Source organism: Kitasatospora sp. NPDC086009, assembly GCF_044540385.1.
Taxonomy (GTDB): Bacteria; Actinomycetota; Actinomycetes; order Streptomycetales; family Streptomycetaceae; genus Kitasatospora.
In genome coordinates, this window is the sequence record NZ_JBITSA010000002.1 from 249,792 (window position 1) to 262,778 (window position 12,987).

The following is a 12,987-nucleotide window of genomic DNA, read 5'->3' on the forward strand; positions in this document are numbered from 1 at the left end:
TCCTCACGAACTGGCCCTCGGTCGTTTCGGGGGTCTCAGTCGGGCTGTGCCACCGGCGTGCCAGATTCCTCCGGCGGCGGGTCCTGCCGGCCGAGCGCCTTCCGGACAGCCTCACCCATGCGGTCGGCGATGGCACGGTCCCGGTCGCTGGTCATGTGCTGGTAGATCAGCGCCGCCCGGGTGCTGCTGTGGCCCATCCGGGTCATGAGCTCCCGCGTGCTGGCCCCGTTCTGCGAGGCGAGGGTGTTTCCGGTGTGCCGCAGGTCGTGGAAGTGGGCTTCCGCGCTCACCCCGGCGGCCGTACGGGCCCGGATCCAGTCGTCCCGGAAGTTGCTCCGGCGGAGCTTGCCGCCGCGGGGCCCGATGAACAGGTGCCCGTCCGGGCCGGGGCCGGCGAAGTGGTCGAGGTGATTCGCCAGGTCGGCCACGATCTCGGCGGGAAAGGCCACCGGCCGGAAGCCGGCGCGGCTCTTGGGTGCCTTGTCGAAGAGGCGGCCGGTGTTCAGCTCCGCCTGGTTGCGCTGCACCCGGACGAGACGGTTCTCCAGGTCGACATCCCGCCGGCGGAGTGCGGCCAGTTCGCCGAAACGGAGCGTGGTGAATGCGGTCAGCAGGACCAGGGCCCGCCAGCGAGGGCCGATCACTTCAGCCACGGCGAACACCTCGGTGACGGAGAGGACGGGACGCTCCGGGACGTCGTACGTGTCGGCGCCCTTGATCCGGCACGGGTTGCGCTGGATCAGCTCGTCGTCCACGGCGGTGTTCATGATGGCCCGCAGAAGTTGGTACGCCTTGACCACCGAGGGCTCGCCGGCCCCGTCGCCCAGAAGCCCCGACCGCCATGAGCGGACCCGCGCCGGAGTGATCTCGGAGAGCGTTCGGTGTCCCAGGCCGGGCAGGATGTACTTGCGGAGCGTGATGGCGTACCGCTCCCGGGTGCTCTCCTCCAGCTTGCGGTCGCGCAGCCAGGCCGCGGCGAAGTCGCCGAGCTTGACCTTCCCGGCGTCGGGGTCGGTCCACTTGTCACGCTTGATGTCCGCTTCGATCAGAGTGAGTGCGACATCGGCATCCGTCTTGGTCGGGTACGTCTCCTCCCCGTTGCGCATCAGCCCGGTGATCGGGTCGGGGTAGCGGATCTGCCAGCGGCCGGAACGCAGTTGGCGGATGGAGCCGAAGCGGCGGCGGTTGCCCTTGGAGTTGGCCATCAGGCAGCCCTCCGCAGCGAGGCCCGGCGGACAGAGACGGGCGGCACGGTGTTGGCCTCCAGGTATTCGGCGACGACGGCGGGCCGGACGCGGACGTGTCGGCCGACCTTGATGAACTCGATCCGCCGCTCGGCGACGAGGCGGCGGGCGAACCGGGGTGTGGTGCCGAGGAGTTCGGCGACCTGGTTGACGTCGAGAAGCGGGTCAGGCATGCGTGGGTTGTCCTTCCGTGCCGGGGGCGGGTTGCAGTGCTTGGGTGAGCCAGGCTTCGCCGCGGGTGAGGCCGACACCGGCGAAGACCCAGTGGGCGAGGACGAGCGTGGTGTCCTCGGTGGCCGGGGTGTCGGGGCTGTGGAGGTGTTCGAGCGTCTGGGCGCGGCGCCAGGCGGCGCGGGCGTCTCGCAGCGCGCCGAGGGTGGTCGAGTACTTGCGGGTCTTGGTGGAGAAGTGGCCGCGGAAGCCGAGCATGTGGGCCCAGGCGCGAAGACGGAGGTCAGCGAGTTCGGGGCGGGTGCCGAGGGTCCAGCAGGTTCGGATGAGGCGGCGGGCGTGTTCGGGGATGTCGTGGTGGGCGATCTCGGCGAGCAGCCGGACCGGGCGGTCGAGGGCCCCGGTGGCGGTCTCGGCTCCCTTGGTGGCGTACTTGGCGATGTAAGCGGCGACGGCCCGTTCGGTGATCTGCACCAGGCCGGTGAAGTCGGCGCTGCGGATGGTGCGGATGTCGAGCTGGCGGCCGAAGGCGAAGCGGTGCTGACGGCCGTCGAGGAGTGGTCCGGGGACCTCTGTGCGGCGGGCGGCGGCGCGGATGGCGTCCGTGAGCAGCTCAGCGGACGCCCAGACCGGGGGAGGCTGTTGGCCGCCTTCGGGGCCGTCGAGGCGGATGACGGCGTGGAAGTGGATGGCGCCGCGCTTCTGGTACTCGGCGACCTTGCCGAAGGAGATGCGGGCGAAGTCGCGGAACTCCCGTTGTGTCAGCCCTGCGCGCTTGGCGACCTCCCGGCGCAGGTGGATCGAGAAGCGGGCCCAGATCTTGCCCGCGTGGGCGTTCCACAGGACGGCACCCTCGTAGTCGTATGTCTCCGGGTTGAGCGGCGAGCCGAGCGCCGGGTCGTCGGCGGGGTGAGCGATGCCGCAACGGCAGCGGCCGGCGGAGGGCCGGTTGTGGACGGGGCCGAAGCTCGGGGCGGTGAAGGTGGCGAACACCCGGGGGTGCGTGGCGACGCTCTCGGGGGTGCCCTTACCGCCGGTGAGTCCGGCAGTGATCAGGTGGTAGGTATCGCGGCGGTAGGTCTCGGCGCAGGACGGGCAGCGGGTGGTGCGCCGGTTGCCGCAGCGCAGGAGCAGATTCCCGGCGGGCAGGTCGGCGGACTCCAGGTGGTGCAGCACCTGCCCAGTGGTCTCGTTGATCTCAGTGCGCCAGCCGTCGAGGCGGATGGGGGAGGTGCAGCCGGCGAGCCCGGCGAGCTGGCGCATGAGAGCGGGCATGGTGCCGAGCTGGGCGAGGCCGAGGAGGTCGGCGACCGGGGCGGGGATGGTGGCGGTCATCAGGCGGCCACCACCAGCGAGAGGCGGGCCGATTCCAGAACGGTGCGGAGGACGGCGGCGGCCAGGCCGGGCGGGATGGCGTTGCCGATCTGCTCGAATTGCTTGGTCCGTGAGCCGGCCCACGGGTAGCGGGCGGGGAAGTCCTGAAGAGCGCCCGCTTCGGTGGCGTCCAACTCGCGCTCGGCGGTGTGTCGGTCGGCGGGGCGGAGCTTCCAGGACCGGGCGCGGCCGGTGAGGGCCCAGGCGGGGCCGGTGGTGGTAAAGCGGTTGCCGCCGGTGTGGTGTTCGCCCCGGGTGACCACGGCACCGGCGGGCAGGTCGAGGGCGTCGGCCATGGTGACCCATGCGGCGCGGCCGGGGCCGAAGAGCGATTCCGGTTCGGGGGTCCTGGCATGGGTCGGCAGGGGCGGGGTGACTTCTTGAGTGCGGGAGGCGATGAGGAAGGCGCGGCGGCGGGTTTGTGGGATGCCGAAGTCGGCGGCGTTGAGGATGCCGACCCAGGCCGAGTAGCCGAGGGTGCGCAGTATGCGGGCGGTGTGGGCGAAGAGGGGTTCCACGGCGGGGACTTCCTCCAGGGTGATCCAGTCGGGGCGGGTGTCGAGGGCGAAGCGCAGGGGTTCGACCACCAGGAGCGAGCGGGGGTCGGTGCATTCGGCGCGTAGGGCGGTGCGGGTGTCACGCCCGGCTGCGAGGTCGTTCAGGGCTTGGTGGCAGAGGGCGACGTCGTCGGCCCCGGCCTGGAGTCCGGCGGCGGAAAAGGTCTGGCAGGGCGGCGAGCCGATTAGGCCGGAGACCTTGCCGACGAGCGGCGCTGTTGGGTAGGCGGCGACGTCGGTGCGGATGGTGCGGTGGCCGGCAGTGGCGCGGGTGGCGCATGCGGCGGCGTCGATCTCAAGGCCGGTGTCCGTGTGGCCGAGTCGGCGCAGTCCCTCGGACCAGCCACCGGGGCCGGCGAACAGGTCGATGATGTGGCGGTGCATGGCGGTACCTCCCCTTCATGGAGAGGCCCCGGGACGGACCGGTGGTGTCGGTCCCGGGGCCCGGGATCGGTCAGGACTGGTCGGCGGGCTTGGGGTGCTTGGCGATCCACTCCTCGGCGCAGACCTTGTGGACGGGCTTGCCACGGTCGGAGCGGAGGTTGGTGGGCTTGTCGCAGATTCCGCAGGGGCGGGCTTGGGCGCCCAGTGGCGGGAGTCGCGCCAGTCGAGGGCCATCGGTCAGGCCTTGGCGGCGGTGGCCAGCGGACGGGCGGCGGTGCCGGTGCCGTGGCAGGCGGTGCAGGTGACCGGGATGGTGGCGCGGGAGCCGTCGCGCAGGCGGACGCCGGTGGCGATGTGGACGGTGGCGTGGCCGGAGCAGTCCGGGCAGATCCGGCTCTGGGCGTGGCTGTGCTGGGGCATCATGGGGTTCTCCTTCGTGGGCTTCGGTTCGGGAAGGGGTTGCGGTCCCCGGGGCGGCTGGATGCTTGGCGGCTTGCTGCCGCCCTGGGGACTGGTCTTGCTAGCGGCGGCGCGAGGTGCGGCCGTCGGACTTCTGGGCGTACATGTCGCGGTCGGCGGCAGCGAGGGCGTCGGTCAGCGACGGGACCGGCAGATCGGCCAGGTGGCACACGCCGATGGAGGAAGCGACCGGGAGCGTGGCGCCGGCGTACGGGACCGGGCGGTGGAGAGCCGATCGGAGGCCGTCGAGCCGGTCGGGCGCGTGGGTGGTGACGACGGCGAACTCGTCGCCACCGAGGCGAGCGGCGGTGCCGGTACGGCCGCACCAGGTGTGCAGGCGTTCGGCGGTGGCGGCGAGGACGGCGTCTCCGGCGGCGTGGCCGTGGGTGTCGTTGGTCGCCTTGAAGTCGTCCAGATCGACCAGGAGCACGGTCACGCGCTCGGTCTGGTGGCGGATCAGGTGCTCGGCGCGGGTGGTGAAGCCGTCGCGGGTGTGGAGTCCGGTGAGCGGGTCGCGGCGGGCGGTGGAAAGCCGGTGGTAGAGCCACACGCTGTGGGTGGTCCAACCGGCCAGGGGCGCGGCGGCGGTGAGGTACGGGGCGACGTCCATGGGGCGGTTCCTTCCGGTGCGGGTTGCGGCCCCCGGGGCGGCTGGATGCTTGGCGGCTTGCTGCCGCCCCGGAGACCGGTCAGAGACCGATGGAGAGAGCGCGGGCGGCGGCGCGGTCCAGCAGGTGGTGAATGTCCGCCTGCTGGGTGGTGGGCCGGTCGTTGTACTCGTCCGGGGAGCTGGCCGGGCGGCCGGTGGCGTGCAGGACCTCCATGACTTGGACCCGCGCGGTGGCCACGGTGGCCGGGGTGCCGTAGCCGTGGGCGAGGACGGCAGCTTGAGCACCGAGGAGGCAGACCCGGCCGGAGCTGTCCCACATGGCGCCCTGCAGCCAGCCGAAGGCGCCGATGTAGCGGGAGGCGAGCCGCAGATGATCGGCGGTGGTCACCGGCACCGGGCGGGCCGGGCGGTGGGCGAGGCGGTCGAGCAGGGTGAGCCGCGGCACCGGGTAGCCGACGTTCCAGGGCTGGAGCGTGAAGCCGAGCGGCGAGACGTACGGGACCGGGATGCGGGCCGGGGCGGGCAGCGAGGCCAGGTACGCCTCAATCTCCGCGACCAGGCGGGAGGCGTCCGGGGTGAGGACGAGCGGGGGGAGGGAGGTGAGAGCGATGGTCGTCATGCCGGGCTCACTTCGGGTTGACGGCGTTGACGCCGGAGCGGGTGATCTCCTCCACGACCGGGGCGAAGAAGGTCCCGGCGAGGTAGAAGCCGAAGAGGGCGATCAGGGCGGCGACCCAGAGGCGGATGCCGAGGAGCTTGACGGCGGTCCAGACGCCGGCGCCGAGGACGACGACCAGGGGCAGGGTGACGGTCACAGCGGGTCTCCTGTCAGCGGACGGTGCAGCGGTGGGTGCGGGCGGCGATCTCGGCGGCCGGGCGGGAGTCGTAGTCGGCGGAGAAGCCGCAGCGCGGTGCGGTGCAGACGGCGGTGTGCTTCTCACGGCCACGGCCGTCGTAGTAAGTGGCTACTTTCACGGGACCGATGCGGATGGTGTTGCGCGGGCGGATCGGGCGGGGCATGGAGTGACCTCCTGTCAGATGAGCTGCGCGGCGATGGCGGCGGCGAGCTGGGGCGGGACGCCGAGGCGGGCGCGCAGGGTGTCCGGATCGATCGGGGCGCCGGTGCGGGCGTGGTGGTCGTCGGCGACCTTGCGGGCGTGATCGACCAGCGCGGCCGGCACCGAGACGGACGGGGCCGACACGGGCGGAGCAGGAGCAGGAGCAGGAGCGGGCGCAGGCGGTAGGGCGGGCATGGGGTCGGGGGCTTCGACGGCCTCCGGTTCGGGCTCGGCGGCCGGGGTGACCGGCGGCACGGTGGGCTCGGCTTCGTAGACCGGCAGCTCAGCCTCGGGGGCGGTTTCGGGTTCGGGGCGGTGCTCGGTGGCGGTGTGGGCGAGGAGGGTGCCGCCGAAGAAGGCGAGCGCGGGCCAGCCGGCGACGAGGATGCGGAGCCAGGCCGGGACGGTGTCGAGGTCGAGAAGCCCGGCGGTGGCGACGTTGGCGCCGAGCGAGGCGACCAGGGCGATGGCGAACCAGGTCCAGGCGGCCGGGGCCGGGGTGCCGTTCGATCGCAGGACGCGCATGCGGTGCCAGGCAGCGACGAGCAGCAGGTCGACGGAGACGGGGTAGGCCCATGCCTTCCAGCCGTGCTGGCCGGCGGCTGCGGCGAGGTCGTGGAGGTGGGCGAAGGACAGGGCACCGGCAATGGCGGCTTGCACGAGCACGGCGTCCGGGCGGAGCAGTCGCATCGGTCGGTTCTCCTTCCTGGGCATTGGGGCCGGACCGGACGGGCCAGGGGAGGGCATCCGCCCGGATCCGGCGGTCGGGGTGGCTACTCGGCGGCGGTGCCGGTGCCGAGGCAGGTCGGGCAGAGGACTTCGACCTCACCGGCGGGGCGGGACTTCTTGCCCCGGCCGACGGTGTGGGTCTCGCTCACCCAGCCCTCGCCGGCGCAGCCGGTGCACTTGGGCGGGGCGTTCTTGGTGCGGAGCTTCCTCGCGGTCATGGACCGGGTTCCTTCCGGATTGGGGCATGGCGGGGTAGGGACGTGGCGCGAGAAGCGGTTGCGCCGACCGTGATGAGGGGTGGGTCAGCCGGTGGCGGGGCGGGGCTTGACCAGGGACGGGCCGTCAGCGGTCGCGGCCGAGGCCGGGACGACCGGTCGGAAGGCCGCGAGGGCGGGCAGCTCGGGCGTCAGGTTGGTGGTTTCCCGGCAGATGCGGGCGGCGTCGGCGAGGGATAGGTACGGGGTGCGGATGCGGGACCAGCCGCCGGAGGAGTCGCCGGCCACGGCTACGCCGGGCATTTCGGGGGCGATCTGTGTGGCGGCGACGACCGCCTCGGGCGAGATGTCGCCAAGCCCCATTTCGGCGGTGGGCTTGTCGTTGACGCGGTGGATGACCCGGCCGGTGAGCTGGGCGCGGAGCATGGTCGCCCCCTTGCCCAGCTCGGAGCCGAACCGCTGGCCGCAGACCTCCAGGAACATTCCGGCGGCGCGTCCCAGTTGGGCAAGGCGGATCAGCTGGGTGACCATGTGGTCCCGGCGGTCCTCATCCTTGCGGGTGGCGACGAGGAACAGCTCCGCCACCTCATCGACGACGAGCACCACCGGTACCGGCCGCAGGTCCGTCGGCAGGCCCCAGATGTCCGAGGTGATCTCGTCATCCGACACCGAGCCAGTGATGCCCTGATGGTCGCGGATCAGGTTGTACCGCGCTTCCATCTCGCCAATCAGCTTGTCCAGCAGTGCATTTGCCTGATCCGGATTGGTGGCCAGTGCCGACAGCCGTGGGGCGAACGGCGCCTGTTCAACGCCGAGCTTGCAGTCGATCCCCACCAACGCCACCCTGCGCCGGGCGAGACCGGTGACCAGGTTGCGCATGTAGACAGACTTGCCGGTCAGCGTCGCACCCAGCGTCAGGCAGTGTGGGATGGTCCGGTAGTCCCGGACGAACGCCGTACCGTCGTCCCGCAGTGCCACCGGCACCAGCAGTTCACCGGACGGCATCCGGCGCGGCATCCGCACCTTGCGGAGCACGTCGAAGCCGGTCATCCGCAGCTCCACCACCCCGGGCTTGATCACGGACACGTGTACGGCGTGCACGCCCCAGGCGTGGCGGAGGCGTTCGGCCGATGCTGCGACGTCCGCCGGTTCCTGACCAGGCGCCAGCCGCAGGCGGACCCGCAGGCCCGTCGAGGTCGGCCGCACCCGGCGAATCCTCGGCGGAACCGGGCGGATCTCCCGGCGGCTGGTCGCCCGGGTGACCAGGGCCCGCAGCCGGGACGGCGCCACCGTCAGCCCGCAGGCGTCCATGGTGCTGCCGTACGTTGCGGAGAACCGCGCCGCCGTGACCGGAAGGCCGATCGCCGACCAGTACACCGCCGGCGCCTTGACCCGGGCGTACGCGGCACCACCGGTGACGGCCACCAGGGGGCCACCCACCTCGGCCAGCGTCAGTAGCTCGGACATGACGCTCAGCCCTTCGCGGGAGCCGGGACGAGCGAGGTGATCGCTGCGGCGCGGAACGAAATCCCGTGCCGCTTCTGCCCGTTGAACTCGTTCTCCCAGTCGCGGGCCTTGAGCCCGGTCACCGCCACCGACATACCGACGCCCAGACCCTCCGAGATGCCGGTCTCAGGCACGGTCACGGTGTAGAGGTTCGCCTCACCCTCGTCGGCGACCGTCAGGCCCACGGTCAGCAGCCTGGCCCCCGTCTCGCGGTCCATGGCGATCTCGCCGGTCTGCTTGTTCACCAGCTTCGGAGCCGGCGGGACAACCACGAACACGAACGCGGTCGAGAGGTCGATCTTGAACACGGCCACGGTGCATCTCCTATAGCGGAGCTAATCTCATGCACTCATGTACATGAGTTGATGGATAGAAGAGTGCTCGACTCCTGTACATGAGTCAACCCGTCGCGAGAAGGAATCTCGCAACGGGTTGCGGAAGTTGAGCGAGTGTCAGTCGCGTGCGGCGAACCGGTAGTCCAGAACGAACTGGTCAGCGGCCATGATCGTGTCGCATACCTCCACCACGCGGCCGGCATCCGTGATTGCGTCCCGGACGAGATGGATCACCGGCGCACCCGGGCTCAGAGCGAGCGCCGCGGTCTCCGCCTTGGTCGCCAGCCGGGCCCGGACGGTCTCGACGAACTCGGCCAAGGTGTGACCGTGCTCCTCCAGCCGGGCGTAGATGCCGCCGCCACCGGGGTTCTCGGCGAAGGTCTCCGGGATGTCCTTCACCACGTCCCAGGGCAGATAGGACGTCGCCTCCTCGGTCGGTGTCCCGTCCCGGAAGTAGCGCCGCTTGCGGGCCAGCACCTTTGAGCTGACGGGCACGTTCAGCCGCTCGGCGATCTCGGCCGGCGCGTCGACCGGCCCCACGAAGAGCACGTTCACGGACGGCTTGCCGCCGGACTGCTCGGCTTCGGCGAGGTAGGCCGCTTTGCCGGCGAGGCGGTGAGCACGGCGGAACCGGTCCGAGGACTTCCGCTGCACCGGGGGGCGTGAGCGAACGAAGGAGCCGCGGCCGTGGTGCGTCTCGATGAGCTGTGTCGTCCGCAGCTCGGCGACGGCCTTGCGGACGGTGCCGGAAGCCACCCCGTACCGCTCCATGAGTTCGGCTTCACTGGGGATGGCCGCGCCGGGAGGCAGGACCCCGGATCGGATCTGGGACGCCAGGTCGTCCGCGATCTGCTGATACTTCGCCTTCGCCGTCGATGCGGCCTCGCCACTCGCCATGGTGCTGAAAGGTCTCCTATTCTCCTGTACATGAGTACCAACACCCCACTTCAACCGTCAACGCCTCTCCACTCCGTGTCTGTGGCCGGCGCGGTCGTGCGCGAGGACGGCCGGCTACTGGTGATCCGCCGTGCCGACAACGGCACGTGGGAGCCGCCCGGTGGCGTGCTCGAACTCGCGGAGACGGTCGAGGATGGCGTTCGCCGCGAGGTGTACGAGGAGACCGGAATCAAGGTCTCGGTGGAACGACTCACCGGCGTCTACAAGAACGTAAACCGCGGGGTGGTCGCCCTGGTCTTCCGGTGCCATCCCGAAGGCGGCAGCGAGCAGCTGTCCGACGAGTCGACGGCCGTCGCGTGGCTCACCCCGGAGGAGGTCGCGGACCGGATGGGCGAGGTTTACGCCGTCCGTCTGCTCGATGCCCTCCAGGGCGACGCGGCCCCGCACGTCCGGACGCACGACGGCCGGACGCTCATCGACATGCTGCAGGCGAGCTGAGTCAGCGGGGCTTCCTTCCGTGCTTGCTCATCTGGCTCCAGACGTAGCGGTGACGGGCGATGGTGAAGACCCGATCCACCCTGTTCGGGGACAGTTCCGCCGGCCGGGAGGTTAGGACGGAGGCGATCTGCTCGCCGTCCATGACCGTCACGCCGGGCGTCGCACCGAGCGTGATCCTCTGGGCGCCCACGACGGCGATGACGGGGTGAACCGGCACGTCGAAGCCGCACCACTCGGTCAGCAGCTTGGCGGTCCGGCTTGCCTCGAACTCTGAGTTCTCCAGATACGGGAAGCCGTTGCGGTTGACCTTCACGATCTTGTCGCCGACCCACACCGTGGCGCCGGGGTGGTGCTTCGAGTTGACCGTGAAGACGCCCGGCGGGCCGATCACCACATGGTCGATGTCCGATCCGGACGGCAGCGGTATGCCATGCAGGACCTTCCAGCCAGCGGCTTTCAGTGGCTCCAGGCGGGCGCCCACGATCTGCTCGCCCTCCAGCCCGCGGAGGGTGGTCGTGTCGCCGAGACGCTGTCGGGATACCTTGGCGGCGAGGCGGACGAGCAGCTTGTACTTCTCCTCGCCCTGGCGTACCAAGCTCTCCAGCCCGGCGCCAGGGAGGTTTCGCGCGAGGTCGTCATCTTCTCGCATGGGAGGCAGGAACGGCACCTCAGCCCGAGGCTGTGGCGCGGGAGGCGGGACTACCTTCGCTGGTTGGCGCTTCGCCTCTCGGTATCGAACAGTTCGTTGTGGCACGTGGTTACCGAAGGAGCGGCACCAGTCTTCGACCTTGGCCAGTGCAGAGGCTTCAAGCTCCGGGATGTCCACGATGACCACCCCGGTCTTGCAGTCCAGCCAAGCCACCGAATCGCCGCGGGCGCCGGCCGTGTTCACGTAGAGCCGCTCCTTGCCTGGCACTCGCCACAGCTTGACTACCAGCTCCGCCATGCCCATCCCTCCTGTGTGCCCTCCCTGACACGGGATCAGCATGCCCACGTACCGATCGACAGGAACGCGGCGAGCCAGGTAGCGGAGGCGGTTCGGCCAGCAGGCGAGAGAGCAGGACAGAAGGAGGAGTAGAGGAGGAGGGGTGTTGCGTAAAAACCTTCTCTACGGGTTCAAGGGCGCGCGCGGCGCGCCAGCGCGCGGCCCTGCCGCTCGCCGCCGCTCCTGTCTGCGCCCCGCGACGGCGGCGGCCGGCCGCGCCAGGCGGGAGGACATGGGTACCGGTCACTACCGGCCGTGGCTGGTGACGGGCGGCTCCACGGTTTTACCCACCTGCCAGGACCGGGACCCGCGTCGAGCAAGACCGGGGGGCCACTCGGCCAAATTGCGGTCAGGCCCAAAAGCCCTGACCGAGTCGCAACAGCTTACGGCCCCCCGATCATGCTCGACCCCAGACCAGACAGGACACCGGCCAAAACCGCTCCACCGCCCGCGTGGGCAGGCCCACGAAACGTGATCTGCCGTTCGATGCTCTCCAACTCCATGGCCTGTCGTGGCGTTCGTGGCGTGGCTGGGTAATTCTGGCCAGCGATCCGACTCACATGCGGGACAAGATTTAGCGATGATTCGATCCAGTTAGCCCCCGCCACCAACGCGTCCGCCTATTCAACTGGCAAGGGTCGGATCCGCCATCTAGGAATTGACGAAGACGTCGGTACAGATGGTTAGCGCGCGGATTGGAGACCACTTCATCCCAGACGTGGGTAAACGGATAGTGGCGCATTCTGTCGCTGATTCCCTGCGCCCAGAGCCTCCAGGTGGCATCAGTGATCCACCCTGAGGCTCGAACGTTGAGTTGCGTCTCACAGAGCCGAAAATATGAGCGCACAGCCTGGAAATCTAATTCGTTGGGTTCAGTGGGGGGAGGGTGCTGAAGTGCCCCCCTCAAGGCTTCTGCGCTAAGTCGCTCCATGAGGCTCCAATATCGTTCCTCGTAACGCTCCTCGTAGGCGATAATGCGCAGTTTTCGGCTCTGTCTCAGATTGATTACCCCGAACAGTACGGTCAGGGCTACGATCGCCTGACTGATGCCAGCTACGGCGAACCAGTTCGTATCCCAGTTAGATGCGATGGTTTGAGTCATAGATCTATAGCACGGCGCCTGAAGCGCCTCTGCGACTAGGCTTGAACCAGACGGGTGAGTGCCTCCCGGCGGCGGTCAATTCTAGCTACACCGGTTGAGCGGTTCGGCTTGGCCCAGTCGTCGGTAGGTCGCCACCGAGGACGGTCTGGTGGGTGGTCAGACCGGCTGGCCGATCCGTTGGAGACCTGCCCGTGCCCGAGTCTCTTCGCGGGCTGACCTGCTCGTGCCACAGGCGTGCCAGATCGAGCGGTATGTGGCGGTCACCCGAGGGCATCAACAGGCAAGAGCCCAGGGCGAGGGCGAGGGCGAGAATCCCAAGGCCAAGTAAGGTGCCTCACGCCAATCCTTACAAAGCAGATGTCGGCGGTTCGAAACCGTCCGCGCCCACCAGCAGAGATGCCCCGGACCGATCATGGTCCGGGGCATTTGACACCTCAGACCGACATCAGTGACGACGCTTGAGCAGCCGGTCCATGTTCCCGAGCGCCCGCGCTGGGTGTCCTGGGCCACGTGATCAGGTGAGGTTGGCGGGAAGAGCCCGGACCCGTCCGCCCTTCCCATGGCGTACATCGAGAACGCCGGCCCCTTCCAACTGCGCGAGCGCGCGCCGGACAGTTTCCCGAGCGGCACCGGTCCTCTGGGCGAGTCGAGTGTCTGAGCGATCGCGGTGAGTTGGTCGAGCACCGGGGTACCTTGGGCTCGGCGCCCGCGACAACCCGACTGACACCGGGCTGCGATCGGATCAGGCCCTTGGCAGCCAGAACAGCCAGAACATCGAGCGCGCGCTTCACCGTGGTGCGGTCGACGGAGTACTCCTCCACCAGCGCGGCTTCAGAGGGAAGCGACGTCATCGTAGAGTCCCT

Annotated in this window: 17 protein-coding genes and 1 pseudogene; 1 reads left to right on the plus strand and 17 read right to left on the minus strand. The window is 69.9% G+C overall.

Features of this window, described 5'->3' with window-relative positions:
- Nucleotides 1–35: 35 nt before the first annotated feature.
- The 14 genes from ACIF6L_RS06770 to ACIF6L_RS06835 form a co-directional block, all read right to left on the minus strand.
- On the minus strand, nucleotides 36–1,205 hold the full coding sequence (locus tag ACIF6L_RS06770; protein WP_396486992.1) for a tyrosine-type recombinase/integrase: 1,170 nt from the start codon (nucleotides 1,203–1,205) through the stop codon (nucleotides 36–38).
- The gene (locus tag ACIF6L_RS06775) at nucleotides 1,205–1,417 is read right to left on the minus strand and encodes a helix-turn-helix domain-containing protein (RefSeq protein WP_396486991.1); all 213 of its coding nucleotides are present in this window, start codon (nucleotides 1,415–1,417) and stop codon (nucleotides 1,205–1,207) included. The genes ACIF6L_RS06770 and ACIF6L_RS06775 overlap by 1 nt, the downstream gene beginning before the upstream one ends.
- Complete coding sequence (locus ACIF6L_RS06780) at nucleotides 1,410–2,750, minus strand: replication initiator (RefSeq protein WP_396486990.1); 1,341 nt, start codon at nucleotides 2,748–2,750, stop codon at nucleotides 1,410–1,412. Before ACIF6L_RS06780 ends, ACIF6L_RS06775 begins: the two co-directional genes overlap by 8 nt.
- Nucleotides 2,750–3,730 carry a DNA cytosine methyltransferase gene (locus ACIF6L_RS06785; protein ID WP_396486989.1) on the minus strand — a complete coding sequence of 327 codons (981 nt, stop codon included), beginning with the start codon at nucleotides 3,728–3,730 and terminating at the stop codon, nucleotides 2,750–2,752. The genes ACIF6L_RS06780 and ACIF6L_RS06785 overlap by 1 nt, the downstream gene beginning before the upstream one ends.
- Nucleotides 3,731–3,967: 237 nt before the next feature.
- Entirely contained in the window at nucleotides 3,968–4,153 is a 186-nt protein-coding gene (locus ACIF6L_RS06790; RefSeq protein WP_396486988.1) for a hypothetical protein, read from the minus strand.
- A 97-nt stretch (nucleotides 4,154–4,250) separates the two neighbouring features.
- The gene (locus ACIF6L_RS06795) at nucleotides 4,251–4,799 is read right to left on the minus strand and encodes a GGDEF domain-containing protein (protein WP_396486987.1); all 549 of its coding nucleotides are present in this window, start codon (nucleotides 4,797–4,799) and stop codon (nucleotides 4,251–4,253) included.
- Between the two features lie 79 nt (nucleotides 4,800–4,878).
- Nucleotides 4,879–5,418 (minus strand): hypothetical protein, encoded by a 540-nt coding sequence (locus ACIF6L_RS06800; RefSeq protein ID WP_396486986.1) that lies wholly within the window; start codon nucleotides 5,416–5,418, stop codon nucleotides 4,879–4,881.
- Between the two features lie 7 nt (nucleotides 5,419–5,425).
- Nucleotides 5,426–5,614: a hypothetical protein gene (locus ACIF6L_RS06805; RefSeq protein WP_396486985.1), complete on the minus strand. Its 189-nt coding sequence runs from the start codon at nucleotides 5,612–5,614 to the stop codon at nucleotides 5,426–5,428.
- A 13-nt stretch (nucleotides 5,615–5,627) separates the two neighbouring features.
- On the minus strand, nucleotides 5,628–5,819 hold the full coding sequence (locus tag ACIF6L_RS06810) for a mobile element transfer protein (RefSeq protein WP_396486984.1): 192 nt from the start codon (nucleotides 5,817–5,819) through the stop codon (nucleotides 5,628–5,630).
- 14 nt (nucleotides 5,820–5,833) lie between these two features.
- The gene (locus ACIF6L_RS06815) at nucleotides 5,834–6,547 is read right to left on the minus strand and encodes a DUF2637 domain-containing protein (RefSeq protein ID WP_396486983.1); all 714 of its coding nucleotides are present in this window, start codon (nucleotides 6,545–6,547) and stop codon (nucleotides 5,834–5,836) included.
- Nucleotides 6,548–6,630: 83 nt separating this feature from the next.
- Nucleotides 6,631–6,804: a hypothetical protein gene (locus tag ACIF6L_RS06820; RefSeq protein WP_396486982.1), complete on the minus strand. Its 174-nt coding sequence runs from the start codon at nucleotides 6,802–6,804 to the stop codon at nucleotides 6,631–6,633.
- 84 nt (nucleotides 6,805–6,888) lie between these two features.
- Nucleotides 6,889–8,268 (minus strand): FtsK/SpoIIIE domain-containing protein, encoded by a 1,380-nt coding sequence (locus ACIF6L_RS06825; RefSeq protein WP_396486981.1) that lies wholly within the window; start codon nucleotides 8,266–8,268, stop codon nucleotides 6,889–6,891.
- A gap of 5 nt (nucleotides 8,269–8,273) precedes the next feature.
- Nucleotides 8,274–8,621, minus strand: coding sequence for a hypothetical protein (locus ACIF6L_RS06830; protein WP_396486980.1), 348 nt, complete (start codon nucleotides 8,619–8,621; stop codon nucleotides 8,274–8,276).
- 138 nt (nucleotides 8,622–8,759) lie between these two features.
- Nucleotides 8,760–9,539 carry a GntR family transcriptional regulator gene (locus ACIF6L_RS06835; RefSeq protein ID WP_396486979.1) on the minus strand — a complete coding sequence of 260 codons (780 nt, stop codon included), beginning with the start codon at nucleotides 9,537–9,539 and terminating at the stop codon, nucleotides 8,760–8,762.
- 18 nt (nucleotides 9,540–9,557) lie between these two features.
- Between ACIF6L_RS06835 and ACIF6L_RS06840 the strand changes: the two genes are divergently transcribed.
- Entirely contained in the window at nucleotides 9,558–10,037 is a 480-nt protein-coding gene (locus ACIF6L_RS06840; protein WP_396487123.1) for an NUDIX hydrolase, read from the plus strand.
- A gap of 1 nt (nucleotide 10,038) precedes the next feature.
- Here ACIF6L_RS06840 and ACIF6L_RS06845 read toward each other — a convergent pair whose 3' ends face one another.
- From ACIF6L_RS06845 to ACIF6L_RS06855, 3 genes and pseudogenes are all read right to left on the minus strand, one after another.
- On the minus strand, nucleotides 10,039–10,983 hold the full coding sequence (locus ACIF6L_RS06845) for a nuclease-related domain-containing protein (protein ID WP_396486978.1): 945 nt from the start codon (nucleotides 10,981–10,983) through the stop codon (nucleotides 10,039–10,041).
- A gap of 1,655 nt (nucleotides 10,984–12,638) precedes the next feature.
- Nucleotides 12,639–12,851: a helix-turn-helix domain-containing protein gene (locus ACIF6L_RS06850; RefSeq protein ID WP_396487122.1), complete on the minus strand. Its 213-nt coding sequence runs from the start codon at nucleotides 12,849–12,851 to the stop codon at nucleotides 12,639–12,641.
- Nucleotides 12,850–12,975: pseudogene (locus tag ACIF6L_RS06855) on the minus strand (GntR family transcriptional regulator); the annotation flags it as partial. The pseudogene ACIF6L_RS06855 and the gene ACIF6L_RS06850, both read right to left, overlap by 2 nt.
- Nucleotides 12,976–12,987 lie beyond the last annotated feature (12 nt).